This window comes from Nesiotobacter zosterae (assembly GCF_033843645.1).
In the GTDB taxonomy this organism is placed as follows: Bacteria; Pseudomonadota; Alphaproteobacteria; order Rhizobiales; family Stappiaceae; genus Pseudovibrio; species Pseudovibrio zosterae.
This window is the reverse complement of the sequence record NZ_JAWXVZ010000007.1, coordinates 162,121-186,831: the sequence shown is the minus strand read 5'-3', so window position 1 is coordinate 186,831 and position 24,711 is coordinate 162,121. Positions and strand designations below refer to the sequence as shown.

General features: G+C 53.4%; 22 protein-coding genes. 5 read left to right on the top strand and 17 right to left on the bottom strand.

What is annotated here, in order from left to right:
* Nucleotides 1-4 precede the first annotated feature (4 nt).
* Nucleotides 5-850 carry a fumarylacetoacetate hydrolase family protein gene (locus Q3Y58_RS12275; RefSeq protein ID WP_319622442.1) on the top strand — a complete coding sequence of 282 codons (846 nt, stop codon included), beginning with the start codon at nt 5-7 and terminating at the stop codon, nt 848-850.
* A gap of 98 nt (nt 851-948) precedes the next feature.
* On the opposite strand, the gene Q3Y58_RS12270 is transcribed toward Q3Y58_RS12275, so the two are convergent.
* The 6 genes from Q3Y58_RS12270 to Q3Y58_RS12245 form a co-directional block, all read right to left on the bottom strand.
* Complete coding sequence (locus Q3Y58_RS12270; protein WP_319622441.1) at nt 949-2,394, bottom strand: FGGY-family carbohydrate kinase; 1,446 nt, start codon at nt 2,392-2,394, stop codon at nt 949-951.
* Nucleotides 2,395-2,409: 15 nt separating this feature from the next.
* Nucleotides 2,410-3,189 carry an SDR family oxidoreductase gene (locus tag Q3Y58_RS12265; RefSeq protein WP_319622440.1) on the bottom strand — a complete coding sequence of 260 codons (780 nt, stop codon included), beginning with the start codon at nt 3,187-3,189 and terminating at the stop codon, nt 2,410-2,412.
* Nucleotides 3,176-4,135 (bottom strand): electron transfer flavoprotein subunit alpha/FixB family protein, encoded by a 960-nt coding sequence (locus tag Q3Y58_RS12260; RefSeq protein WP_319622439.1) that lies wholly within the window; start codon nt 4,133-4,135, stop codon nt 3,176-3,178. Before Q3Y58_RS12260 ends, Q3Y58_RS12265 begins: the two co-directional genes overlap by 14 nt.
* Nucleotide 4,136: 1 nt before the next feature.
* Nucleotides 4,137-4,931, bottom strand: a complete 795-nt coding sequence (locus Q3Y58_RS12255; RefSeq protein WP_319622438.1) for an electron transfer flavoprotein subunit beta/FixA family protein — start codon at nt 4,929-4,931, stop codon at nt 4,137-4,139.
* The gene (locus tag Q3Y58_RS12250; protein ID WP_274219760.1) at nt 4,931-6,232 is read right to left on the bottom strand and encodes an MFS transporter; all 1,302 of its coding nucleotides are present in this window, start codon (nt 6,230-6,232) and stop codon (nt 4,931-4,933) included. Before Q3Y58_RS12250 ends, Q3Y58_RS12255 begins: the two co-directional genes overlap by 1 nt.
* Before the next feature lie 89 nt (nt 6,233-6,321).
* Entirely contained in the window at nt 6,322-7,803 is a 1,482-nt protein-coding gene (locus Q3Y58_RS12245; RefSeq protein WP_274219759.1) for an FAD-binding oxidoreductase, read from the bottom strand.
* Nucleotides 7,804-7,862: 59 nt separating this feature from the next.
* Here Q3Y58_RS12245 and Q3Y58_RS12240 point away from each other — a divergent pair, with 59 nt between their 5' ends.
* Nucleotides 7,863-8,726 (top strand): MurR/RpiR family transcriptional regulator, encoded by an 864-nt coding sequence (locus Q3Y58_RS12240; protein ID WP_319622437.1) that lies wholly within the window; start codon nt 7,863-7,865, stop codon nt 8,724-8,726.
* A 52-nt stretch (nt 8,727-8,778) separates the two neighbouring features.
* The gene (locus Q3Y58_RS12235; RefSeq protein ID WP_319622436.1) at nt 8,779-10,404 is read left to right on the top strand and encodes a BCCT family transporter; all 1,626 of its coding nucleotides are present in this window, start codon (nt 8,779-8,781) and stop codon (nt 10,402-10,404) included.
* 96 nt (nt 10,405-10,500) lie between these two features.
* On the opposite strand, the gene Q3Y58_RS12230 is transcribed toward Q3Y58_RS12235, so the two are convergent.
* The 4 genes from Q3Y58_RS12230 to Q3Y58_RS12215 all read right to left on the bottom strand — a co-directional run bounded on the left by Q3Y58_RS12230 (nt 10,501) and on the right by Q3Y58_RS12215 (nt 15,232).
* Nucleotides 10,501-11,484 (bottom strand): LacI family DNA-binding transcriptional regulator, encoded by a 984-nt coding sequence (locus Q3Y58_RS12230; RefSeq protein ID WP_319622435.1) that lies wholly within the window; start codon nt 11,482-11,484, stop codon nt 10,501-10,503.
* 180 nt (nt 11,485-11,664) lie between these two features.
* Nucleotides 11,665-12,663, bottom strand: coding sequence for an ABC transporter permease (locus Q3Y58_RS12225; RefSeq protein ID WP_319622434.1), 999 nt, complete (start codon nt 12,661-12,663; stop codon nt 11,665-11,667).
* 18 nt (nt 12,664-12,681) lie between these two features.
* Nucleotides 12,682-14,229 (bottom strand): sugar ABC transporter ATP-binding protein, encoded by a 1,548-nt coding sequence (locus tag Q3Y58_RS12220; RefSeq protein WP_319622433.1) that lies wholly within the window; start codon nt 14,227-14,229, stop codon nt 12,682-12,684.
* A 79-nt stretch (nt 14,230-14,308) separates the two neighbouring features.
* Complete coding sequence (locus Q3Y58_RS12215) at nt 14,309-15,232, bottom strand: sugar ABC transporter substrate-binding protein (RefSeq protein ID WP_413697817.1); 924 nt, start codon at nt 15,230-15,232, stop codon at nt 14,309-14,311.
* 596 nt (nt 15,233-15,828) lie between these two features.
* On the opposite strand from Q3Y58_RS12215, the gene Q3Y58_RS12210 reads away from it, so the two are divergent.
* Nucleotides 15,829-17,079, top strand: coding sequence for an MFS transporter (locus Q3Y58_RS12210; RefSeq protein WP_319622432.1), 1,251 nt, complete (start codon nt 15,829-15,831; stop codon nt 17,077-17,079).
* A gap of 79 nt (nt 17,080-17,158) precedes the next feature.
* Here the strand turns inward: Q3Y58_RS12210 and arsH are convergent, their stop codons facing one another.
* The 3 genes from arsH to Q3Y58_RS12195 form a co-directional block, all read right to left on the bottom strand.
* Nucleotides 17,159-17,881, bottom strand: coding sequence for an arsenical resistance protein ArsH (gene arsH / locus Q3Y58_RS12205; protein WP_319622431.1), 723 nt, complete (start codon nt 17,879-17,881; stop codon nt 17,159-17,161).
* Nucleotides 17,856-18,278: an arsenate reductase (glutaredoxin) gene (arsC, locus tag Q3Y58_RS12200; RefSeq protein WP_319622430.1), complete on the bottom strand. Its 423-nt coding sequence runs from the start codon at nt 18,276-18,278 to the stop codon at nt 17,856-17,858. The genes arsH and arsC overlap by 26 nt, the downstream gene beginning before the upstream one ends.
* Nucleotides 18,279-18,370: 92 nt before the next feature.
* Complete coding sequence (locus Q3Y58_RS12195) at nt 18,371-18,703, bottom strand: ArsR/SmtB family transcription factor (RefSeq protein ID WP_274219750.1); 333 nt, start codon at nt 18,701-18,703, stop codon at nt 18,371-18,373.
* Between the two features lie 196 nt (nt 18,704-18,899).
* On the opposite strand from Q3Y58_RS12195, the gene Q3Y58_RS12190 reads away from it, so the two are divergent.
* Nucleotides 18,900-19,580: a GntR family transcriptional regulator gene (locus Q3Y58_RS12190; RefSeq protein WP_274219749.1), complete on the top strand. Its 681-nt coding sequence runs from the start codon at nt 18,900-18,902 to the stop codon at nt 19,578-19,580.
* 53 nt (nt 19,581-19,633) lie between these two features.
* On the opposite strand, the gene Q3Y58_RS12185 is transcribed toward Q3Y58_RS12190, so the two are convergent.
* Genes Q3Y58_RS12185 through Q3Y58_RS12170 form a run of 4 tightly spaced genes read right to left on the bottom strand, consistent with a single transcriptional unit; the run spans nt 19,634 to nt 23,996 of the window.
* The gene (locus tag Q3Y58_RS12185) at nt 19,634-21,211 is read right to left on the bottom strand and encodes a BCCT family transporter (protein ID WP_274219748.1); all 1,578 of its coding nucleotides are present in this window, start codon (nt 21,209-21,211) and stop codon (nt 19,634-19,636) included.
* Nucleotides 21,212-21,262: 51 nt separating this feature from the next.
* On the bottom strand, nt 21,263-22,435 hold the full coding sequence (locus tag Q3Y58_RS12180) for a mandelate racemase/muconate lactonizing enzyme family protein (protein ID WP_319622429.1): 1,173 nt from the start codon (nt 22,433-22,435) through the stop codon (nt 21,263-21,265).
* 50 nt (nt 22,436-22,485) lie between these two features.
* Nucleotides 22,486-23,661 carry a UxaA family hydrolase gene (locus tag Q3Y58_RS12175; protein WP_274219746.1) on the bottom strand — a complete coding sequence of 392 codons (1,176 nt, stop codon included), beginning with the start codon at nt 23,659-23,661 and terminating at the stop codon, nt 22,486-22,488.
* Nucleotides 23,661-23,996 carry a carbohydrate kinase gene (locus Q3Y58_RS12170; RefSeq protein WP_274219745.1) on the bottom strand — a complete coding sequence of 112 codons (336 nt, stop codon included), beginning with the start codon at nt 23,994-23,996 and terminating at the stop codon, nt 23,661-23,663. Before Q3Y58_RS12170 ends, Q3Y58_RS12175 begins: the two co-directional genes overlap by 1 nt.
* Between the last annotated feature and the right edge of the window lie 715 nt (nt 23,997-24,711).

Below are 24,711 nucleotides of genomic sequence, written 5' to 3'. Positions count from 1 at the left end.
GTTCATGAAATTTCTGCGGTTTGGAGAAAAAGGCGCCGAGAAACCCGGCTTTGTTCACAATGGTGAGATCAAGGATCTTTCTGCGCACGTTTCGGAACTATCGGGCCATAATCTCGACCCTGACAGTCTGGCGCAGGTGGCAAGGCTTGATCTGGATGCGCTCCCAACTGTGCAAGATGCGCCGCGCTTAGGGCCCTGTGTTTCGGGCACAGGAAAGTTCATCTGCATCGGCCTGAACTACTCCGATCACGCAGCCGAAGCTGGCATGCAGGTGCCACCCGAACCCATCATCTTCATGAAGGCAACCTCAGCTATCAGTGGCCCTAACGACCCGATCGAGTTGCCGCGCGGCTCCACAACCACAGACTGGGAAGCAGAACTAGGCGTCGTCATTGGGCGCCATGCCAAGTATGTGAGCGAAGAAGACGCGTTGGATCACGTCGCGGGCTATTGCATTGTCAATGATGTTTCCGAGCGTACCTATCAAACCCAGCGGTCCGGACAGTGGACCAAAGGCAAGTCCGCAGACACGTTCGGCCCGGTTGGTCCGTGGCTGGTCACGCCAGATGAGCTTGGCGATCCTCATGCGCTTTCAATAAGGCTTCAGGTCAACGGCATCATTCGGCAAGAGGGGTCGTCGTCGACAATGGTCTACCGAATTCCGTTCCTCATATCATACCTATCCCAGTTCATGAGCCTGCATCCGGGGGACATCATCGCGACCGGAACGCCTCCCGGCGTTGGCATGGGCATGAAGCCACCTGCATACCTGCAAGACGGGGATATAGTCCATATCGAGATCGAGGGGCTCGGCACGCAAACCCAGCGTGTGAAGGCAGCTGATAGCTAGCGTGCCTCAACCATGGAAACTGCTCATCTAAAAAGCAATCGCGCGGAGAATACGTTTACTCTCCGCGCTGCATTGTGCGTTTTGGGCGCTATTTCGGACTAGCGTCCCTGAAAGATTTCATGTGATCTTTTCAGCAATGGCTCCATCTGCGATGCAAGATTGCAGTAGACGGTTTCATTGATGTCCTTGTAGAGCGCTACGTTCTCAGGAATAGGCGTAAAGACATCGCGCTTGCGCACCATGTGCTCGACAGCTTGCTCCCGATCAGGATAGATCCCCAATGCCAGCGCCGCACATATCGCTGCACCGACGCTTGCGGATCCATTGACCTCATTGCGGTAGGCAGGCACACCATAGACGTCTGCAAAGATCTGCATGAACAACTCGCCGTTGGATCCGCCACCGCTGACGATGATCTTCTCCAGTTTGATGCCGCGTTCATCACACATGGCTTGGGTGTTGTTCTTCATGGTCATGGCGATCCCCTCCAAGACGGAGCGGAACATGTGCTCACCTTTGTGGGTACCGTTGAAGCCAATCATCATACCGCGCTCGTGTAGGCGGGTAGGGTGCGAGAGCCAGTGGAGGACCGTGTACAAACCATCACAACCGGGGCTAACCTCTTCAGCAGCCAGCTTGTTGAGATACGCCTCTGGAGACATCCCAGCACCTTCAGCCGCTTCAACAATGTCCTTGCCCAGCAGATCCTTGATCCAGGTAACGGTAGCCATGCCACGGCGAATACCATTGCTTTCATAAAGGAATTCACCTGGTGTAGCCCCGGGGTTGGCGAAGTACGCATTGGTGTCAAAGCGGTTTTCTTCGCCAACCATCATGGAGGTGATGTAGGTGCCAAGGGATACCAGCGCCGTGCCATCATTCACCAGACCAGCGCCAAGTCCTTCCACCGCCTTGTCATTTGCCGTGGATGCCACCGGCACACCCTGTGGGATGCCCGTTGCTTCGCTCGCAGCCGCTGTGATTTCGCCAACGATCGTCGCTGGGTCTACCAGATCGAAGAGCATCTCTCTAGGCGTGGTGTAGCTGTCGAACGTTTCCTTGTCGTCATACCACTCCAGCGTAACTGGATCGATAGGCCAAGGCCCAACGTAGTTGGAGCGCGTGTCCTTGGTGGCACCAGTCAAGCGATGGGTCAGATATCCCGTTGTGGTTGTCACCCAGCGAACCGCATCATCTTCATGTTCATAGGGGCGGGATAGACGCATATCCATCCAGCTTTGAACAGGAGAGACCAGGTTGCCGTCCTCATTCATGAGCGCACGGCAACAACGAATAGACCCCAGTCCGACACCGATGATCTTGGTTCTATCGCCCTTGAATTTTTCAAAAACCTTGTGACACGCGTCTTTCAAGCTATCCCAAAGATCATCATCAGGATGCTCAGCGCGATTGTCACCATACAAGACGATGGGACGCAACTTCACCGTGTGCGAACAGATCTCTGCACCAAGCAGATCGAAAATAGCGACCTTGGTGCTTTGTGTACCGCCATCAATGGCGAGAATGTATTGTTCTTCAGTCATTTACAACAAGTCCAGTTAGCGCATCAGATAGCCACCGTCCACGGTCACGGTGGAGCCGTTGACGTAGTTAGATGCAGCACTTGCGAGGAAGATGGTTGCGCCCATCAGGTCGGCAGTCCATCCCCAGCGGTTTGCCGGAATGTGCGAGAGAATTTCCGCATTCCGCTTTTCATCGCTGCGGGTCATCTCGGTCAGCGGGGTCGCGAAGTAGCCCGGCGCTATTGCGTTCACCTGAATGTTGAACTGAGCAAGCTCATCACACATGGATTTGGTCAGACCAACGATCCCGTGTTTGGTAGATGCATAAGCCGGAGACCACTGCCCACCCAAGAAAGAGTAGAGGGAGGCAATGTTTATGATCTTGCCGCTCTTCTGTTTGATCATGAAGGTGCAGCATTCGTGGATCATCTCAAAGGCAGCTGTCAGGTTTACCGCAACCATCTTGTCCCACTGAGCACGACCATACTTGGTGATGTCCTGTTCGTTGATGCTGATCCCCGCACAATTAACCAGAATGTCGATGCTGCCCCACTTGTTGACGCAATGTTCAACAACACGCTTGCACTCGCCTTCCGCAGTAATGTCAGCCTCGACGAACTCATATTCAACACCACAGCCCTCCACCAGCTTGCGGGTCGTCCCATCGTCATCGCAAAGGCTAGGAACCAGGACATTTGCACCAGCGTTGGCAAGCGCCGCACTAAAGGCTTGCCCCAGACCGCCATTACCGCCGGTAACGATCGCATTCTTGCCCTTCAGCGAAAAGAAATCCATATTGAAATCAGTTATTTGCATTGATTTGCTCCTCCCGTATCTTCTCGAGCAGTTTTTCTACAAATATAACCGCATCCCCTTCGACAACGATGTCTGAGAGGCTGCAGATTGGTGCATCCGGGTTGGTGTTGACTGAGATGATGTACTCAACCTCATCCAATGCAACGACGTGCTGGATAGCGCCATGTATCCCAAGTGCCAGATACAGGCGCGGACTGACCGTCTTGCCTGACTGTCCCACTTGAACACTTCTTGAAATTAGTCCTCGGTCCACGATGGCCCGGCTTGCAGCCACCTTGCCGCCAAGCGCTTTTGCCAAGGGCTCAAGCAGTTCAAAACCCCGCGCCACACCGCCACCGCCAGAAACCAGAACATCTGCTTCACGAATATCGTAGGAAAGCTGCTTGCTCTCCCTCTTGATCTGGCGGATGCCACCTAGCCGATAACGCAATCCCTTGGGCTCAATGACTTGCGTTGCCTTGTTTTGCTGCATGCCAGGGCCACGGAACACTCCGGGGCGAACAGTAAGCATGACCGGGCCATCACCCTGCATCTCAATGGCAGCCATCATCCGGCCACCATAGGCTGGACGCACAAGACGCAGCTTGTCGTTCTCCCGAGAAATCTCGGTTACATCAGCTACGAGACCACAATTGATCTTCATGGCGACACGGGGAGCCAACATCTTCCCAGCTGCCGTGGCTGCCACGATGATGCTGTCAAACTGGTGCTCAGCATGCAGCCCAGCAACAACATCCGCCAAAGCCATCTGATCGTGAGCCTGAAGTGCCTCATCCTCAACACTGATGACCGTGTCGAACTGGCCGACCAGCGAACCGACGTCGCCGTTGATCACAACCGCATAGGTCTCGAACGGCTGCGGCCCATGGATCTGACCAGCCACTGCCAGCAGTTCCGGCGCGAGCCTTTCGTTGTTCTGCTCTATGAAGATGAGTGCTCGGTTCATGCTAAAGAAATCTTTTTTCTTTCAGAAACTTGAGTACCGTTTCCACGCCATTGTCGTCCGCGGCGACCCTTAGCTGGGCACCGCTTTCATATTTTCTGGTGTAGGCCTTGGCCACTTTGGTCAAAGACCCCTTGAGCCCAACTTCGCCCTTGGCAAACCCAAGCTCGTCATTGCTCAAAACCTTTATGCGGTCCGTTACGTCTTTCTTTCGGTCCTTGAAGCGCACGTGTGGCAAACGACACTTGCTCTTTCGGGAAAAACTCAAAATGGCCGGCAGGTTCAGCTCATAGGTCGTAACTGCCTCTTCATCGTCGACTTCCACCACCGCGCTTTCAGAGCAGAAGCTGTCTTCTTCCACCGTGGTGATGCCGGAGATTTGTCCCAAGCCGAGGATCTCTCCAAGTTGCGGAGGCACATGAGAGGTGTCTCCGTCAATCGCCTGGCTTCCGGTCAAAATGCAGTCATACTCAGTAGTCGCCAGGTAGCGGCCCAGGATACGACTTGTTACCCAGCTGTCGCTGCCGGCATAAGACCGGTCGGAGATGATGGTCCCCTGATCCACCCCCACACGGAGGATGTCTTCAACCAGCGGGACCACGGAGGCGGGGGCCATTGTCAGCACTTCGATGAAGATTTCAGGATTTCGTTTCTTCATCTCAAGGGCGAAACCAATGGCGCACCCGTCGTCCGGATTGATCATCATCCGGCTGCCCTCCCGGATGAGGACGTGCTTTTCGTGATCGTACTCAAAGCGATCCACATCCGGGACAAACTTCACTACACAAACAAGTTTCATCAGCTTTCAGGTACTGGTTTGATTTCAGTATCTACAACCGTTGCCGGCTTATTGATCCGCGCATGGATCAGGGCAAGAATTGCACCAACGACGCCGAGGCCAGCACTGACAATGAAGTACGCGTTGTAGCCGCCAGTGTCGCCGAAAGTGTTCCATAGGAACGTGTTCAGCTGAGGCAGGATGATGTCAGGCAGGTAGCCCACAAAGGAGATCACACCAATGGCTGTACCCATCATGGCTACGCTGATGCCGCATTGACCCAACAAGGACCAATAGGTTCCGCGAATGGCATAGAGGAAGGCGCCAAGAGCGACGATAACCACGTAGAAAAGGGACCCGGAAGTCACCGGCAGAATGGTAAGAACAACCAGCAAGGAGGCCGCACCGAGCATGGCACAGCAGATCACCTGCGCTCTACCAAAACGGTCGGCAAGGAAACCACCCACAAAGCCACCCACAGGGCGCATCCAAAGAACGATGGCCGTCACGGTACCAGCTGTTACCGCATCCACGCCCACATTGGTCTGCAAGAAGCCACCGAGATAGTAAACGGTCCAGAAAACGGCATAACCCATGAAGATGATGCTACCCATCAAGAACACGTTGCCGTTCTTGAGAAGCACGCCAATTTTGCTGAGCTGGAACTTTTCAGATTCTGCCCGTTCGCCGCTGTTTTCAGCGTGCGCAAGCAAGTTCTTTTCGCTATCAACGAAGAAGATGACAAGAACTGCAGTCGCCAGAACGATTGCCGAGTAGAGGTTGATCACCGCCACGAGCGCGGATGTCTTGTCTTCAACGCCGACGCTGGTGCCCAGGATTGATGCAAAGATGGCAAGGCCGATTGTGCCCATGACAGCTTCAACGACGCCACGTCCGCCGTCCATAATGCCGAAGAAACGACCTTCTTCATTGGCGCGCGCGAGCATCTTGACCATCTTCATGTGTGCACTCCAGAAGGTGAACACAGTGAAGAAGCCCCAAAGCAGGAAGATGATGCGAACTTGAGATTGATCTGGAACTGTACCGAACCAGAAGCCGCAAATAGCTGTGCCAAGTAGAGAAATTGCAAGCAGCCATTTGGCCGAGAAGCGGTCGCTCAACAGACCACTGGGGATGTACCCAACAACAAAGGTCATGCCCAAGACAGAATAGAAATTATTCAAGTCTGGCAGAGACAGGTTGAAAACTTCTAGGATTGTCTCTTGATAGTTGGTGCGCAAATAGACAATAGGAAAAATTGCCCCTGCTGCAATAACAACCAAGAAAAACTGGAAATAGCGTTTAAAATTCTCTGTTTGCATAGGTTCCTCCCACAAATAGAGATCGTTTTTGAAGGGGCCAGCAGGAAATCAAGCTCCCACATGACCTGCTGGCCCTTGCTCAGAGGCGATTAGTCCTGCTGATAGATGTACTTGTTCAGCTCCTTCACCGGATAAATGGTGCCGTGGTTCATGATGCCTTTTGGATCAAAGGCTTCCTTGAGCTTCTCAAGCATGTAGTAAGCGCTACCATGCTCATCCTTGGTCCATTCACTGCGGTATTTCCCGATACCGTGGTGGTGACACATGGAACCGCCGTGTTTGAGCGTTTCTTCCACGATGATCTTCTGGATAGGATGGTGGTAGGTGATCAACTCGTCTTCTGGCTCGCAGTTGATCTTGTAGTTGTAGACGAAATACATGTTCGTCCCATTCAGATAGCTGTGAGACGAGTGACCACCAAGCATGGTCAGATCGTCAGCACGCTCGAACTCAGCGCGAACCCGAGCTATGACCGCGTCATAGATTTTCGGAATTGTCTCCCAATCCGCAGAAATCTCAGTGGTATAGCCTGCATGAGACGCATTGGTACGCATCTCGGCATACTCATCATCGATGTCTTGCTGTGACCAGTTCAGGTGATTGAACCAATCCTCGATCAGCTTGCTATCGACTTGCTTGATGATGCCTTCTTCGAATTTCTTGACTGCCTCTTCAATGGCTACGCCTGTTGCCTCGACGATACCCTTCGGGCCTTCTGCCATGAACAAGACAATGCACTTGCCTTCGTAGAAATGGTAGAAGTGTTGCGCTGCATCTTCTTCAGAGTAGGCACGTGCAACGGATGGACGGAAACCATTGACCATCACTTCGCGCAGGATCTTGATGCCCGTTTCAATGTCCTTGGTCAGGTAACCATAGAACTTGTTGTTCTCTGGGTAGTACTTGAAGATTTTCACTGTGACTTCGGTGATGTAGCACAGCGCACCTTCGTTACCGATCACGATGTGGCGGATGTCTGGACCGCCAGCGCGACGGGACACATTCTTGACGCGAGAAACAGTGCCGTCCGGGAACACGCATTCCAGACCAACCACCATATCCTCGATACCGCCGTAGAGGGTAGAGAACTGGCCAATGCTTCGTGTCGCCACCAGACCACCAAACTTGGCCACCGGCTTGGATTGCGGTGAATGACCTGTGGTGTATCCCAGCTTGCGCAGCTCGTCTTCGAGAACCTGTAGCGGCACGCCTGCCTGAACAGTAGCCTGACTGTTATAGGTGTCGATCTTGACGATCTGGTCCAACTTTTGGGTATCAATGACCAGCGTGGTGTCTTTCCAGTTTTCCAGACCACCTTCAGTCGCGGTCATGCCCGCGCGCGGAATGACGTTGATGTCGTATTCATTACAGAACTTCAGCAGTTCGCTGACCTGCTCTGCAGTCTTTGGGTAAACAATGGCGACCGGCGCAGGGACATCAAGAACGTTTCTTGCAAAAGCATACTTCTTGTATCGATCTGCGGAGGCCACGTACAGATCATCTTCGTTGGTGTTGATCTGCTCTGGGGCAACCAGTTTCGCCAACTGCTCGACAACGGCTTTTGGATCCAAATCCCTTACTCCCTCTTGAGATGGAAAACTTTCTATCGGCTAAGAAGGAGCCTACCCGCATGAGGGAGATTCATCAAGAAATAATGGAATATTTTCTATTATACGGCATCATTTTCTTCTCAAATGGAAACTTTTCCATTTGGAGTGCAGAAAATTTTCCATTACACTGGGCAATTATCGGACTTATCCACCCTAGACACCAAGAAACGGGGCGCTTCTTGATAAATATCGATTTTGACGCATTGAACCCGTTGGAGCAACGAATCCATGCCGTCCTGAAAGAACACAGTGAAACTACGTCAACCATTCGTATTACGGAAGCGGCGGAGCTCTGTGATTGCTCTGTTTCCAAGATATCGAAATTTGCCAAAAAGCTCGGCTTTGCCAATTACAAACAGTATTTGGATTTCCTCTATGAGCGTGAAACTGTCGAAAGCAGCAAGCCATCAGAGATCCTGCGATTGCAGCACTTCCTGCAGAACTTCGATCAGCGAAAGGTAGAAGAGGTGGGCGAGATGATTGCCGCCAGCAAGAAGCTGGTGCTGCTCGGCTACGGACCATCTCTGCTATGTGCGCAATATTTCGAATACAAGCTGAAGACATGTACAAATAAAGTCTGCATCGCAGCTCCGGATGACCTGACCGCGACCACCATGACCGATGAAGATACGTTACTTCTCATCTTCACCGTAACGGGCACCTTCAAGTCCTTTGAAGGCACTTACAAGGAAGCAAAACGCAAGGGCGGCAAGGTGGCCATCATCGTGGAGGAATACAATCCAACCGTGGTGACCCATTGCGACAAGGTCTTCTGTTTGACGCAGGAAGCTCAATCCAGCGACCTGAAGCCCTATGAAAAAACAAGAACGCTGTTCTTCATCTTTATGGAGGAGGTCATTCGGCACCTGATGAAAAAAGCCTAGGCGGAGTATTTCGCCAAAAACTACATAAGCTTCGCGCATCATGGGAGGAAAAATGAGCAATCGAAGCATAAGGCCTTTGGTGTTCTGGCCGCCGTTCTTGCTGCTATTTGCAGCAGTCGCCGCCAGTTACATAACACCCGATCAATTTTTGAGTTTCACGACCTCGATCAACAGCTGGATCCTTGATCGCTTCTCTTGGCTGTTCAGCCTTGGCACCCTCTTGATGGTCGTTACCTGCGTCTGGGTCTATGTTTCACCGTTGGGAGCGGTGAAGATTGGCGGCAAGGACGCAACCCCCATCCTCAGTCGTTGGCGCTGGTTCTCAATCGCGCTGTGCACGACAGTTGCAATCGGGATTCTGTTCTGGGGCACGGCAGAGCCGATGTATCACCTCCATGGTCCACCTGCTTCTTTGGGCTTGGAGGCAGGTTCTCCTGAAGCAGCAACTTTCGCGATGTCGACCATGTTCTTGCATTGGTCGTTTACCCCCTATGCCATTTATACAATTCCATCGCTCATGTTCGCTCTGGCGTACTATAATCTGAAACTGCCCTATTCTCTTGGCTCTGCTCTTGCGCCGATCCTCGGCAGAAAACTGCAAGGCCCAATGGGACAAGTGCTTGATGCCGTAGCACTTTATGCATTGGTTGCAGGTATGGCTGCGTCTCTAGGAACCGGCATTCTGACGCTCGCAGGCGGCCTCGACAATCTGATAGGTACAGGCACGACACCCGTCGTCCTCGGTGCTTTGACCACGCTCATTGTAGTCAGCTTCATCATTTCCGCCGCCAGCGGGCTCAAAAGAGGGATCGCGATCTTATCCAGCCTGAACACGCGCTTCTTCTTTGTATTCTGCGCCTTCGTGTTCATTTTCGGCCCCACCAACTGGATTCTTTCCATGGGCGTTGAAGGGTTTGGTGACTACATCGGCACCTTTTTCCAGAAAAGTACCTTCACTGGCATCGCCGCCAGCGACCCCTGGCCACAATGGTGGACCATATTCTATTGGGCAAACTGGCTTGCCTGGGCCCCCATCGCCGCGCTGTTTCTCGGCAAAATCTCCCGAGGTTACACGGTACGCCAGTTCATTTTGACAAACCTTGTGTTCCCTTCGCTTTTCGCCTGCGTCTGGATGTCCATCTTCAGCGGTTCTGCGCTGTTTTTCGACATGCATGGGAATGGCTTGTTGCACAACGCCCTGACGAACACCGGCGCGGAATCCGTTGTCTACACAATGCTCGAGCAGCTCCCGCTTCCCGGCATCACAGCTGTGATTTTTGTGTTTGTGTCCTTCCTGTCCTACGTGACCGCTGCAGACTCGAATACTGAAGCCATGGCGAACCTCTGCGCTGAAACGCCAAGCGAAAGTCCCGAGCGTGCAGACTCGGCAGGCTCCTCAACACTGGTGTTGAAGGTTGTTTGGGGAGCAACCATCGGCATCATCGCTTGGTTCATGACAAGCTATGCCGGGGTCGATGGGATCAAGATGATGTCAAACCTTGGTGGGTTGCCCGCCTTGTTCATCGTGCTGGGGTGCAACGCATCGCTCATTTATGTGATGACATCAAAGAAGTTCGAGCTGCACCCCGACGCGCAGCCCGCACCTGGTGCCCGCCTCTCAGAGGACCTACTGGATGAACTCATTGGGGAGGGAGGCAAAAAGCCCGCCTCAACCTGATGCGCGAAAAAGGGGCGTCAGGAATGCAAATCGCATTCTGGCGCCCCCACATCAATGTGCTTCCAGTCGGCTGGAGCTTGCAGCCTACTATAGAGGTTAAATCGCTTTGGTTGACTCTCGCTGGATCACAGAACAAGCGATGGGCTCAGGGTTCCCAACGCCGTCACGATCAAAAATGAGACCTACGGCGGACGCCGCCAGTGCGTCGATTGGCTGCCTGGCGGTTGTAAGGCTCGGGATAACCAAGGCCGCCAGCGTAATATCATCAAAACCAGTTACCGATAGATCATCGGGGACGTTGAGTTTGAGATCGCGCGCGCACCGCAAAATACCGATCGCCTGTTGATCGCTGGCGGCCGCGATCGCTGTCGGACGCTCCGCTTGAGGCTTTCCAGCCAGAACACAGCGCCCCATTTCCTCTCCGGAGTCAAAACTGAACTGGCCTTCATAAACGCTCAAATCGATGGGGTCTTCAGGGCGGCTCAGCTCTGTAATCATAGAGAGGAACCCGTCTTTTCGGTCTCGCGCAACCTTGGTGGAAAGGGGACCAGCGATATAGGCAATGCGGCGGTGACCAAGCTTTACAAGTAGCTCTGCAATCTTCCTTGAACCGCCATAGTGATCTGCCGTGACCAACGGATAGGTGCCAAGCATACGGTCCAGTGCGACAATGGGCACATCAGCTGAGTAATTTCGGCAGGCATCAGAGGTTGCCACCAGAATAACCCCTCTCACAGCGCGGTTTAGGAGCGCTGTAATCTGAGTTTTCTCATCCTCTGGAGAACCGTGAGAGTTCGCAAGCATCACGGAGTGATTTCGTCTTGCTGCCTCCATCTCGACAAACTTGGCGAGCTGGGCGAAGAACGGATTGGTGATGTCCGGAACCACGAGCCCAATTACATCAATGCTGTTGGTACGCAGCGCCCGAGCGGCAAGGTTCGGCTTGTATTGCAGCGATTTCATCGCCTCAAGTACGCGCATTTTCAATGGATGCTTGACCGTTTCATTCTTCGCCAGAACGCGAGAAACGGTCCCGACTGAGACGCCGGCCTTTTGCGCTACGTCTTTTATGGTCGGCATCAAAACACCTCATTTCCATTGCCGCGTCGACCCATCAGTTGCGTTCAGGTTGCCAACGCTTCCCTTGGTGCTACGACAGCAGCTGACAGGCTGAACAATAGGCCAGGCGGGAAGCTTTCTCGGCAGATCTTCCGGGGCACCGGTTGAACTTACCCGGCGCCCCAAAAGACAAGGGGCGCTTCAACTCGCCGTGTACTTTGCGCGGTAGTAGTCAAGCACAACGGCAATGATGATCACAACGCCGGTAATCATTTGGCGCATGAAGTCGCTGAGGCCGATCAAGATTAGGCCGTTGGCGAGCACACCGATGATGAACGCACCGAGAAGAGTACCGATGACGGACCCACGCCCGCCGCTAAGGCTGGTACCGCCGATGATCACCGCCGCGATGGCGTTCAGCTCGAAACCAATCCCTGCAATTGGGCTGGAAATGTTCAGTCGTGCCATATAGACCACCGCAGCAATTCCGGCTGTCAAACCGCATATTGTAAACGCGGCCACCTTGTACCAATAGACAGAATGCCCGGCGAGGCGCACGGCCTCTTCATTGTTGCCGATCCCATAAAGCAGGCGGCCGAACACCGTGAAGTTCAGGATAAACCAGGCGATCAACACCAACACCACCGCCACCATGAACACAACGGGCACGCCATAGACCATGGCTGAACCGAAATCTTCAAAGGCGAGAGGGAAGGAATAAATCGTCTGCGCGTCGGAAACATGCAGCGCCGCACCACGAGCGATATTCAGCATACCCAGCGTGATGATGAATGACGGCAGCGACCAGTAGGCACTGATGACCCCGTTGAACATCCCGCAGAGCACACCAATCAACGTAGCAGCAACAATGGCCAGGGCAATTGCCTCAACAGGCCCAAAGCCGGGCAGGGTGATTGCTTTGCCCGCCACGACGGCAGCAAACGCCATGACCGAGCCTACCGAGAGGTCGATGCCGCCGATGAGAATGACGAAGGTCATCCCCACGGCCAAGATCAGGTTGATCGTGATCTGCGTCAGAATGTTTGTAATATTGTTAGGTGTCAGAAAGTGCTCTGTAAACACCGCGAAGAAAAGGATGAGCGCCAAGAGCGCAAGCCCAATCCCGGCATTGTTCAAGACGGATCGTAAGGTTACGCGTCTAGGCTCCTGAGCAACATCGCCGCTTGTTTGAGTAGTCATGGTTTTTCTCCTCCTGGCCTATTGATGCTGCCCATACGCCAGCTTCAGGATGTTTTCCTCTGAGAATTCATTGCGCTGGAGTTCGCCTTGAACTTCATGTTCGGCAAGCACCAGGATCCGATCCGCAAGCGTCATCAGCTCAGGCATTTCTGATGACACCACAAGAAGCGCCACACCTTCCCGAGCAAGATCTTTCAAGATGCTGTAGATCTCGGCCTTGGCCCCCACGTCCACCCCGCGGGTTGGCTCATCAAGCAGAAGGACCTTCGGGTTGCGTGCAAGCCACTTGGCCAAAACCACCTTTTGCTGGTTCCCGCCTGACAGGCTTGAGGCTGGATCAGCAGTCTTGCCGTATTTCAGCTTTAGCCTCGCACCGCCCTCGCGCGCCTGCTTGTTCTCTGCGGCGAACTGGATGATGCCAGAGGTCGCAACCTCCATGAGGTTCACGAGAGAGACATTTGCAGCAATCGGCATGTCGAGGATGAGGCCCTCGTCTTTTCGATCCTCCGTCACAAAGCCGATACCGGACGCAATTGCATCCTTTGGGCCTTTGAAACGGACTTCCTTGCCATCCCGGTAAACGCTGCCGGAACGAATGGGATCGATACCGAAAATACCCCGCAGGATCTCAGTTCGGCCTGCACCGACAAGGCCTGCAATCCCAAGGATCTCGCCGTAGCGAAGGTCAAAGGAGATACCCTTGTCCTTGCTGTTGGCAGCGGTACACATGTCCACCACCTTGAGGGCCACTTCGCCGTAGCACTGTTCTTTGGTCGCGTCCGTCATCTGCGCTTCCAGATGCCGTCCCACCATGCGCTGAACCACTTTCTCCGGCGTCATGTCCGCAATCTGGTCTGTGGCAATTGTCTTGCCGTTGCGAAACACGGTCACGCGGTCACATAGCGCAAAAACCTCATCAAGATGGTGCGAAACAAAGACAATGGTCACACCTTCGGTCTTGATGTTCTCGACGATCTCGAACAACCGCTTGGTCTCGCGCTCGGTCAACGTTGCGGTGGGTTCATCAAGGATAAGGATTTGGCTTTTGGACTGCAGCGCGCGTGCGATTTCCACCAGCTGACGGTGCGCGATCCCGAGAGAACTGACAGGAGAACGCACATCAATGTCGGAAAGACCAATAGCGTCCAAGGCTTCGCGGGCCCGCCGGTTCATTTCTGCCTTGTCCAGCAGGCCATAGCGGGTCTTGGGCAACCGTTCGATGGAGATGTTTTCTGCAATACTCAGATGATCAAGCAGATTGAACTCTTGATGCACCACCTGAATGCCACTTTCTTTGGCTTCATGCGGATTGGCTGGTTTGTAGGCGGCACCCCCAAGAAAGATATCGCCGGCATCGTAGGGGTAAACGCCCGACAGGATTTTGATGAGGGTGGATTTTCCCGCGCCGTTCTCGCCCACCAGTGCATGGGCCTCCCCTTTGACCAGGGAAAAACTGACACCATCAAGCGCCTTTACACCACCGAAGTACTTCCTTACGCCTTCGACGTTCAGAAAAGCTTCTTGAGGGTCTGGCGCTGGAGCTACGGAAACAGGTGTTGCTGCCATATTGCGTCCAGTCGCTTTTGGGAAGAATAAGGGAACCTCGCCCAACCAGCAGCGGACGGGCGAGGTGAGCGGCTATCGCTTACTCAGCAACGACCAGCTTGATTGGAGTCTTCACCCAACCTTCGAGTTCTGGTCCCCCGCGCACAACTTCCAGAGCCATGTCGATTGCATTGGCAGCCATGTCCTGACCAAACTGATCAACAGTTGCCAGCATGCGGCCATCTTCAATCATCGGGCCAACGGCATCGATGTTATCGAAGCCTACAACCAGAATGTCGTCGCGTCCGGCACTTTCCAGAGCCTTCACAACACCAATCGCCATGGAGTCGTTTGCGGCCATGACGCCCTGAATGTCTGGGTGAGCGGTGAGCATATTGGAAAAGACGGTGTTTGCTTCTTCAGTCTCCCAATGGGCTGTGCGGCTTTCGATAAGGTTCAGCTCATACTGCTTCACGGAGTCTTCGAAACCGAGCGCACGCTGAATGCCATTGTCAGCACCAGGGTTCCCCTCGATGATGACTACCTTGCCATCCTTGCCAAGCTTTTCGCCGAGCACATCGCCAGCCATCTTGGCACCGCCACGGTTGTCAGGACCGACAAATGCCAGCTCGACACCCTGCTGCTGCTTGACTTCCTCGTCCAGCGCCACGTCAAAGTTCACCACGACAATACCAGCCTGCATGGCTTTCTTGAGTGGACGAACCATAGCGCGGGAGTCAGCAGGAGCCACAACAATGGCGTCCACGCCTTGCGTGATGAAGTTCTCTACAGCGTTGATCTGCGATTCAAAGTCGGTTTCATTTTGCATGCCGACAGCGCGCAGTTCGTAGTCGCCGCGCATCGCTTCATGAGCCTTTGCTCCCTCCAGCATGTTCTGGAAAAACTCATTTGCGAGCGATTTCATGATAAGGCCTACGACCGGCTTTTCCTCAGCAGCTTGTGCTGCATTGGCGAGCAGAACAAGACTAGTCGCAGCAGCGGCCGCAAATTTCATAAACTTCATTAGAAGCCTCCCAATATATCGATTATAGCCACTCAAAATTTGCAAGCTATTTCGCCCATTTTTGATATATCTTGCCAAAATTACGGTCAATATGAATCGTTTCATAAAATTGAATGCATTCATTTACTGGTGTTGTTAGAATTAATCTATTTGCCGCTGAATATATTGAGCAGATCAACAAAGTTGATTTGCTGCCCAAAACCATTAGTTAAAATGATATTCTGCCTACAACTTTTGATAAGTTGGTGAAATATCAAAGGGAATACGAGCTTCCACCCTGATGGCCTACGCATGCTCTCAACTTCGGGCACCGCAGGATGGTGCGGACAATTTGAGATTTGCACCACAGTGTGAACTGAACCATGCGCGAACTCACCTCAGCAAACCTTAGGCATGGTACGTATGTGCAAAACAGGCCGTTTTCCAAATGGAATTCTCCAATCGCACGCACTCCAATGGCGTAGAGGCGTCATCTCGCTCTGACACGACCCGCGAGCTTTCCGAAAACACCGCATTTCTTGTAGCGAACAACCTGTGATATCGCTTAAACATAAGCAGAAAGACGGATCAGCCGCGCATCATAGAAGGTTTGTACGATGTCACAACGAGCATCGCTCATCACGCCTGTTCTTATCGGAGGCTCTCTCATCATGCTGGTGGGGTTTGCGATCAGGGCAAGCTTTGGAGTGTTCCAGATTCCAATCGCCGAGGACTTCGGCTGGCCCCGTGCGGAGTTCAGCCTGGCAATCGCTATTCAAAATTTGGCATGGGGCTTCGGCCAGCCGATCTTCAGTGCAATCGCCGAACGTCTTGGTGACCGCAAAGCAATTGTACTTGGCGCACTCACCTATGCACTGGGGTTGGTTCTGTCCGCCTATGCGATCACACCTGGCCAACACCAACTACTGGAGATCCTCGTCGGATTTGGCATTGCCGGAACTGGCTTCGGGGTTGTGCTCGCCATGGTAGGGCGGGCGGCATCGGACGAAAACCGGTCAGTTGCTCTGGGAATTGCCACCGCGGCCGGTTCTGCCGGTCAGGTTATTGGTGCGCCAATTGCCGAGTACCTTCTGCAAAGCATGCAATGGCCTTCGGTTTTCATTGTGTTCGCCGTCGCCATTCTCTTGTCTTTGGTTGTCCTGCCCCTGATGCGGACCGCGCCAACTGTTAAGTCCAACGCCCCTTCCGAAAGCATGGCCACGGCCATTTCACAAGCCGTACGCGATCCATCCTTTTTCCTTATTGCTGTTGGGTTCTTCTCCTGCGGCTACCAACTGGGCTTCTTGACCGCACATTTCCCGGCGTTCGTTCTTGAGCTGTGCGGCCCCATTGCTCCGGGCTCACTTTTGCATTCCGCAGGCATAACAACCACATCTGCACTCGGGGCCTGGTCCATTGCCTTGATTGGCATCGCCAACATCTTTGGGACGATCTACGCAGGCGTTCTGGGAAACAAGTTTCCAAGACGATATTTGCTCACCCTGATTTATGTTGGCCGGACCCTCGCATCGGCGATCTTCATCATCCTGCCCATCACACCAGAGACCGTCATCGTGTTTTCGTTGGTCATGGGATCATTGTGGCTTGCCACTGTTCCGCTGACTTCAGGCCTTGTCGGTCACATCTACGGTTTGAAGTATATGGGAACGCTCTATGGCCTGATCTTCTTTTCGCACCAACTCGGCAGTTTCATCGGTGTGTGGCTGGGTGGCACACTCTATGACATGTATGGAACCTACACCGCTGTTTGGTGGATTGGCGTTGGGGTCGGGGCACTCTCAGCGATCGTGCATCTGCCGATTGATGAAGAACCTCTTGCCAAACGGAGAGGGGCAGTGCCAGCCTGACACCACCGCGAACGCAAGAATTGCTGCCCCGATCAATGATCCGGGCAGTTTCTCTAGACAGTTACCGGAGCACGATAGATCAGGTTGCGCTTGACTGGTTCACGCGAGCAGAAAGCTCTGCATGACTTTCGACACGCTCTGAATAGCGGTCAACCATGTAGTCCCGGCTGTCTTTGGTAAGCACCGTGAACTTCATCAGCTCCTCCATCACATCCACGATGCGATTGTAGTAAGGGGAGGGCTTCATGCGTCCGGCTTCGTCGAACTCATCCCAAGCCTTGGCAACCGAGGACTGGTTCGGGATGGTCAGCAGCCGCATCCACCGGCCAAGTATCCGCAACTGATTGACAGCGTTAAAGCTTTGGCTGCCGCCACACACCTGCATCACTGCAAGGGTTTTGCCTTGGGTTGGCCTTACGCTGCCTAGCGAGAGGGGGATCCAGTCGATCTGTGCTTTCATGATGCCAGTCATGGCCCCGTGTCTTTCCGGGGTGGACCACACCATTCCATCGCACCATGTGACCAGTTCTCTCAGCTCTTGCACCTTTGGATGCTCGACAGGCGCAGCGTCAGGAAACGGCAGATCTCTAGGGTGGAAGAAGCGCACCTCAGCTCCCAAGGCTGCCAAAACACGCGCGGCCTCTTCTGCTGCAAAGCGCGAGAAACTACGTTCACGCAACGATCCATAAAGCATGAGGATACGCGGAGCCTCGCCGCTGTGGTTGGGCGAGAACAACGCCTCACGATCGATGTCTTTGAAACAGCTTTGCTCAGGATCAGCCAACGCGTTCACCCCTTTCATTGATGATCAATGTGCCATCTTCTTTTGCCAACGGGCCAGGGGGCAGGGTATCAAGCAGGTCCAGCACAGCTTCCGAAGGCCTGCACAAACGCACACCCTTGGCGCTGCACACGATTGGCCGGTTCACCAGCACCGGATGCTCCAGCATGGCATCCAAAAGTGTCTCATCGCTCACGCCTTCGTCCAAGAGGCCCAGTTCTTCCGCCGGGGACTTGGTGGTGCGCAGGGCAGACCGAGGGGTCAGGTTGGCAGCGGCAAACAACGCCAGCAACTGAGGGCGCGTCCAACCTTCGCTCAGATAATCAATAGCAACCGGCTCGACACCAGAGGAGCGAATGATCTCAAGAACATTGCGTGACGTACCGCAATTCGGATTGTGATGAATGACGATGCTCATCAATTGCCTCATCTGTTTTAGTGCCAGGCAGGTTTTTAAAAGGGCGTTGAATTAGCTCCAATTGGAACCAGAACGCAGCTTTCCGCCTCCACCTAGTTGGTGCAGGACATTTGCTTGAGCACTGGGCGGCATATTTCCGGATTGCCGCCGCAGCAGTCTTCCATGAGAAAACCAAGCAGCGCACTCATTCGCTCGAGGGCTGCAAAATACCGGATTGTCCTGCCTTCGCGTTTCGAGTGCACCAGATTGGCCGCAGCAAGAACGCTGAGATTGTTGGAAAGGGTGTTGGGGCGCACGTGCAGTGTTGTTGCTATCTCTCCTGCCGGGACGCCGGTTTCTCCGGCTTTTATCAGCAGCCTGAATATTTCCAATCGCTGCTCATGAGCTAAGGCCGCCAGCGAGGAGAGTGCTTCCTTTGATTCCATATTTCATGAAATATCGAATTATTCTAAACCTGTCAATTCTAATCGCATTCAGCACCCCTGATGCGACATCCGCCAGACTGGATGTGGTGTCGCAACCGGGTTCGCTTTCTTGAAATGCGCAGTCCGAGTGCCTATTGTCGGACAATGCCGACCACTGATGTGGTCCACCCGATGTTCATGACACCCAAGAGTTCCAATGAAAATAAACAAGCAAAGCCTAGAAGAGCAGGCCGCGGATTATCTACGGCAGCAGATTTTGGCAGGAGCCTTTGTATCAGGTGACAAGCTCACTGAGAGCACGCTGGCCAAGGATCTGGAACTTTCTCGCACAACCGTGCGCATGGCTTTGAACACGCTGGCAAGCGAAGGTCTTGTATCGCAAAAGCCTTATGCAGGTTGGAGCGTGACAACACTCAGCGGGCACGACATCTGGGAGATCTACCACCTACGTGTTGCCTTGGAGAGCCAGGCGGCAATGATGGCCGCCGAGACCATCAACGATGAGAAGGCAAAGCGCCTGCGAGATGAACTGGCGGCCTTTCAGGCCATCTGCAAACGAAAAGACGTCTCGCTTGCCGAAGTTACTCTTTGCGATTTCAAGCTCCACAAACTGATCATCGAGCTGAGTGAGAGCGACCGCCTTGCGCGCATGTACAAGAGCGTGATCAACCAGCTTTCCATCTACATCCGCATCACACACTTTGATTTCGATATTGAAAGCAGTGCCGACACCCACATTGATCTGATCAACGCCATTTGCGCAGGAGAACCTGAGAAAGCGCGCAGACTGGCAATCGAAAACATCAGCACCTTCACGGAGATGGGTCAGAAACTGAAGATCGAACAAGATCACACCTCCGATTTTGCGGCGAGTTGACAAACGAGAAGGGGCGGCCCGAAGGTCGCCCCTTGTGCTTGGGAGTGGGAGGTTTACTCCGCTGGCGCGGACGCCGCTTCCCGCGCCAGTTGTTGAATGTTTTCTCCGCTAACGAGCCCGTAGTCCTGGTGCATCCAACGGATGAAGCCTTGAACCATGTAGCCAATGATGAAGAGCAAGGGGATTGAGGTCACAATCGCGCAGGTTTTGATTGTGTTCAAAGGCGCCTCGATAAACATCATGGCCAGAGGGACTGCAGCCAGCATCACGCACCAGAACAGACGCAGCATTGGGGAAGGCTCTTCACCCTCACGCAGGCCCTTGGTGGATGTTGCCGCCATCGTGAATGCCGCGGAATCCAGCGTTGTGGCCAGAAACAGCACGGACACCAGCGAGAACAGGATGATGAAGGCCGCGCTGAATGGAAGAGCATTCATGACCTGCACGATTGCCTGATTTCCTTCACCGGCAGCAACCATGCCTGACACGTCGACCAGGCCTGAAATGTCCATGGACTGAGACAGCCCGCCGAGAATGCCGAAGAAGAAGAAGCAACCTGCACTGCCGCTGATCAGCATGTTGAGAACCACACCGCGGATTGAACGTCCCTTTGAGACCTTCGTCACGAAGATGGAAACAAATGGTGTGTAGGTAATCCAGTAGAGCCAATAGAAGACGGTCCAGCCTTCTGGAAAGCCACTGTTCTCAACCGGATCCGTGTACAAGCTCATGCGCACGAAATCCTGGATCATGATACCCACGCCGTTCACCGTAGACTTGGCAATGAACATTGTTGGGCCAACCAGAAACACCGCCAGACAGAAGCCAATGGCCAGATAGGTGTTCATGGAGCTGATCCGAGCCATCCCCTTCTGAATACCCACGTAGGAACTCAGCGAGAAGAAGGCGGAGATGATCAAGATCAGAACCAAGTTTACATTGAAAGTAGGCTCAATTCCGATCAGCGATGACAGGATTTCCGATACCATCGGCACTGAGACGCCAAGCGTGATGGAAAGTGCGCCGAAAATGGTGAAGATGAAGATGACATCCACAACGCGGCTGATAAAGCGCCACAGTGGTGTTATCGGCTTGTCTCCGCGAATGGCAGTACATACCGCTGAGAGGCTAAGCCCGGGGTTCTTCCGCACATGGAAATGATAGGCTACCGGCAGTGACACGATGCAATAGGCCGCCCAGGCACTAAAGCCCCAGTGAAACAAATTGTAGGCAGTTCCAAGTTCGTAAGCCTGCGTGGTCTCTGTTGCGACACCCAGAGGCGGAGCGTTGAAGTAGTACGCCCACTCGGTGAAAGCCCAGTACACCGTTGCAGAGCCCAATCCGGCACAAATCATCATCGAGACCCATGCATACGTGCTGTATTCAGGAGCCCCTTCACCCAACCGAATACTGCCATATTTGCTTAAAGCCAACGCAGCCAGAAAGATGACTGAACCAAACACAATCATTAGCACTGGCGTACCAAAGATCATGTTGAAGGTGTTAAACAAATAGTTGGCTATTTCGTTGCCTTGCTCTGGGAATGCCGTCAACCCTGCAACAATGGCAACAACAAATCCGAGACTAATTGATAGCAGAAAGGTGTCTAATCTTTTCCCACCATTAGACATTGCTTTTTCCTCCGATTAAAAGCTTGTTTTTCAGCGTGTCGTTCTTATTCATCAGCACGCTCGCTCCACCTCCCAGAAAGTACTCTGTGAGACTGGCTTTGATTTCACTTCGTACTTGCTGACAAGATCCTCATTCAGCTCCACGCCAAGGCCCGGGCTATCCGGAACGATCAGATGACCGTCCACGAATTCGATTGGCTGCTTGGCAAGACCATTCCCGGCCACGAGGGGGCTGTTGCTCTGCGAGTACTCCATCAAGGTGCCGTGCTCGCAGGACGCTAAGAAATGAACCGAAGCCGCCAATAGAATTTCAGTGCTGAAACCATGCGGCACCAGTTGGACACCGCGCATCTGCGCCATGTCATAGATCTTCCGCATCTCGGAGATGCCGCCGCAGCGGGTGATGTCCGGCTGAATTATGTCCGGTTCACAGCGCTCCAGCATGTCGAGGAATTCTCGTGCAGTTGTAAGAGCTTCACCGCCAGCGATTTTTTGTGGCGCCTGCCGCCCCAGCTTCACGTAACCGCGTTCATCATCTGCCAGGACTGGCTCCTCCACCCAATTGAGGTTGAAGGGCTCCAAGAGCTTGCACATCTTCAAGGCGTAAGCGGCGTTCTTCCATTTCGTTGCAAGGTCAATCTGCAACTCGATATCTGGACCGCTTGCTTCACGAACAACACGAACAATCTCATAGTCTTTGTCCGGATCGTCCCCCAGGACACCGCCACCAAACTTGATGCTGCGGAACCCCTTGGAAACAAGATGCTCAACAATCCGCCGGTTGGCTTCTGGTGGATCAGCAGGAATGAAGGTGCCGTAGGCCGCGATCCTGTCGCGGTACTTAGCGCCCAGTAAAATGTGCAGCGGCACGCCATAATGCTTTGCAGCAATGTCCCAAAGCGCAATGTCAATCGCGCTGATCGCATGAATACCGGCACCGCGGCGGCCCACATAGTTGCTGGACCAGTACATCTTCTGCCAAAGACGCCCGACTTCCAGAGGGTTCTCTCCAATGAGGAGCGAGCGGAGGCCCGTGCAGTAAAGGTTGGACTTGGGCGCCTCTATCAAAGATTTGATCACACTCGGAGAGCTGTCCGCCTCTCCCAGCCCAACCAGTCCGGTGTCCGTGTGAACACGCACGACAAGGGCGTCCTCTCCCCATTCGCAATCGCCATCTATTGGTGGCACTCGCAGGTGAATGGCCTCTACATCAGTGATCTTCATTGTTTTTCTCCCGCGCATACGTTCCCACTTTTCGCAGGAACGCCTTGCTGTTATTCGGTTGGGATACCGAGAAGTCGCTCTACTCGTTGATCTTTTTGAATTAGTGAGCAGTAGGCGTAGCCGAAGTCCTCAATGGCGGTCTTTTCGCCATTAATGACCCGGTGCAATGTCTCCAGCACCTTTTCCGAGACTTCCTCGATGCTGTCCTCCCCGCGCATGATCCCGGTCGCATCAACATCGATGTCTTCGTTGATCAGCTGACTGTTGCCACTGACCCGGATGACTGGGACAATCGGGTTATTGAAGCCTGCGCCCCCAGTGGTCCAGAGGATCACTTGGCAGCCCAAGGCCGCGAAGTGCATTGCCGAGCCGCCACAAAGCATTGTCGTTTCAGACAGGTACATCCCCGGCACTGTTGGCTTCTCGATGGTTTTCGCGTTAATGCGCAAGATGTCCTGGATGGGGCGTGTCCCGGTCTTGGCCAAAGCGCCAAGGGACTTTTCTTCAATCGTGGTCAGGCCACCTATGCTGTTGCCAACACTCATGGTTTCCACCTGAGCGCCTTCAACATGCCAGCGTTTTTCCTCATCACTGATCAGTTGAACAATCTTCTCGTGCACTTGAGGCGAAACGGCACGCTTTTCGAGGATGTGTTCACATCCCATCAGCTCCAGCAGTTCACCAGCAATAGCGGTTGCACCCTTGTCGATCAGTTTATCTGCGGCAAGGCCGACGCTCGGGTTCGAAGCCATGCCTGAACTCGTGTCTGAGCCGCCACACTTGATGCCGACCACCAACTTGGACAGGGGCGCATCGACCATTTCAACGGCATTTGCATGCGCGACCAGCTTCTGCGCTCGAGCGAGCCCTTCCTTGATAGTGGCGACCGTGCCACTTTGTTTGATGCAGGTCAGCGTTTCCACCGGTCGGCCCGAGGCCCGGATGGGGCCAGCTACCAGATCCGGCGCAATGCTGCCACATCCCATGTTCAAGACCAGCGCACCCGCAACATTGGGATTGATCGCAGCATTGATCATGGTTGCAATCATCTCTTCGTTGCCGCCATACATGCACGTATTGTAGTTGGTGACGACCACGCTGTTTGGCGTCTTGTCAGCAACAGCGCGCGCAATTCCCTCTGCGCATTCATCTGCTGCAATAATCAGGAGAAGGTTGCGGATCCCAACCGAACCATCTGCTCGCTGATAGCCCCTAAAAGTCTGCATCAGTCTTCCTCAATATTCATCTGCGTGATGATTTCGCGGATCATCGTTTCGGGAATGTCCAGATTTAAACTTCGAATGTTCTGCACATGCGCCAGCTGCCCCAGCGGGACCGGCTTGATGGCCTTGCCAACAGCCGCACCTCCCTTGATCAAGTGGTCCCCGGGATGCAGTGGAGCGAGCGCGATCTTGTTGCCGAAAGGAATTGCCTGCAGAGCCTCAATTTCGGCGATGATTTCGTTCTGATCGGAGATGATTTGCACCCGCTCGCCCTTGGCCACATCGGCCAAAACCGTCGCTACATTGTCCGCCCCATCAAGGCGTAAAGCCTTACCCATAATGCACTCCGTCGATTGTCTGACAATCGACATTTGCACAAAACACAGATGAAAGAAACTGATTTATATCAAAATGAGAAATAATACTTAGCAAGCAAAAGCTGTTGTAAGGCGCATTCGCCCTTTTGCCATGTACCCGGAAGGGGACACCTACCAAACAATCCGCTCTTTTACTCGACACTAAGCCACTGAATTGGCGCTGTTAAATGACGCGATCACCCGTTGCCCGGGTTGTAACCACCATTAAAGAGAGGAGGGGGAACGCCCGTTGCCGAGACAAGGCTCACTGTGAACAGGGTATGCACCTCTGGTTTTAGGATGTTCAAAATTCACTCATGTTTTCTCAAGGAGGCCGTCAGGACGCGCGATGAAATGGGTACACTAGGCAGTGTGCAATTGAGGCTTCAGGACGGGCACAAAGCGTCAAAACAAAGACGCTTAACCCAAAATGTTTCTTCTCAAGGATTAGGTCTCGGGAAAAATAAAATTTAGTAGGCTTCTTTTCACTTCAGTATAAAATGGCTTTCACCTTTGTATTTCTGCCATTAATTCTACTAGTAAATTTGAGGGTGAGCGCGATTTAACATAGGCCGTCCGCAATAAAATTATCAAAAAACTTTTATTCCCTTGCGCCCCGGCAGAAAACAAGATACGTCTTAGCGCATTAGGTGCCCAGTGATTTGGAAAAAATGCGCCTCAGACTCTCGGTTAGAGT

Bases quoted from the DNA above. Each gene is read 5' to 3' on its own strand.
- Q3Y58_RS12270 (WP_319622441.1), bottom strand. From the start codon at position 2,394: ATGACTGAAGAACAATACATTCTCGCCATTGATGGCGGTACACAAAGC.
- arsH (WP_319622431.1), bottom strand. From the start codon at position 17,881: ATGAAAGGGGTGAACGCGTTGGCTGATCCTGAGCAAAGCTGTTTCAAA.
- Q3Y58_RS12215 (WP_413697817.1), bottom strand. From the start codon at position 15,232: ATGAAGTTTATGAAATTTGCGGCCGCTGCTGCGACTAGTCTTGTTCTG.
- Q3Y58_RS12190 (WP_274219749.1), top strand. From the start codon at position 18,900: ATGAAAATAAACAAGCAAAGCCTAGAAGAGCAGGCCGCGGATTATCTA.
- Q3Y58_RS12265 (WP_319622440.1), bottom strand. From the start codon at position 3,189: ATGCAAATAACTGATTTCAATATGGATTTCTTTTCGCTGAAGGGCAAG.
- Q3Y58_RS12220 (WP_319622433.1), bottom strand. From the start codon at position 14,229: ATGGCAGCAACACCTGTTTCCGTAGCTCCAGCGCCAGACCCTCAAGAA.
- Q3Y58_RS12235 (WP_319622436.1), top strand. From the start codon at position 8,779: ATGAGCAATCGAAGCATAAGGCCTTTGGTGTTCTGGCCGCCGTTCTTG.
- Q3Y58_RS12210 (WP_319622432.1), top strand. From the start codon at position 15,829: ATGTCACAACGAGCATCGCTCATCACGCCTGTTCTTATCGGAGGCTCT.
- Q3Y58_RS12170 (WP_274219745.1), bottom strand. From the start codon at position 23,996: ATGGGTAAGGCTTTACGCCTTGATGGGGCGGACAATGTAGCGACGGTT.
- Q3Y58_RS12175 (WP_274219746.1), bottom strand. From the start codon at position 23,661: ATGCAGACTTTTAGGGGCTATCAGCGAGCAGATGGTTCGGTTGGGATC.
- Q3Y58_RS12185 (WP_274219748.1), bottom strand. From the start codon at position 21,211: ATGTCTAATGGTGGGAAAAGATTAGACACCTTTCTGCTATCAATTAGT.
- Q3Y58_RS12275 (WP_319622442.1), top strand. From the start codon at position 5: ATGAAATTTCTGCGGTTTGGAGAAAAAGGCGCCGAGAAACCCGGCTTT.
- Q3Y58_RS12260 (WP_319622439.1), bottom strand. From the start codon at position 4,135: ATGAACCGAGCACTCATCTTCATAGAGCAGAACAACGAAAGGCTCGCG.
- Q3Y58_RS12255 (WP_319622438.1), bottom strand. From the start codon at position 4,931: ATGAAACTTGTTTGTGTAGTGAAGTTTGTCCCGGATGTGGATCGCTTT.
- Q3Y58_RS12225 (WP_319622434.1), bottom strand. From the start codon at position 12,663: ATGACTACTCAAACAAGCGGCGATGTTGCTCAGGAGCCTAGACGCGTA.
- Q3Y58_RS12180 (WP_319622429.1), bottom strand. From the start codon at position 22,435: ATGAAGATCACTGATGTAGAGGCCATTCACCTGCGAGTGCCACCAATA.
- Q3Y58_RS12230 (WP_319622435.1), bottom strand. From the start codon at position 11,484: ATGCCGACCATAAAAGACGTAGCGCAAAAGGCCGGCGTCTCAGTCGGG.
- arsC (WP_319622430.1), bottom strand. From the start codon at position 18,278: ATGAGCATCGTCATTCATCACAATCCGAATTGCGGTACGTCACGCAAT.
- Q3Y58_RS12250 (WP_274219760.1), bottom strand. From the start codon at position 6,232: ATGCAAACAGAGAATTTTAAACGCTATTTCCAGTTTTTCTTGGTTGTT.
- Q3Y58_RS12240 (WP_319622437.1), top strand. From the start codon at position 7,863: ATGAGGGAGATTCATCAAGAAATAATGGAATATTTTCTATTATACGGC.
- Q3Y58_RS12195 (WP_274219750.1), bottom strand. From the start codon at position 18,703: ATGGAATCAAAGGAAGCACTCTCCTCGCTGGCGGCCTTAGCTCATGAG.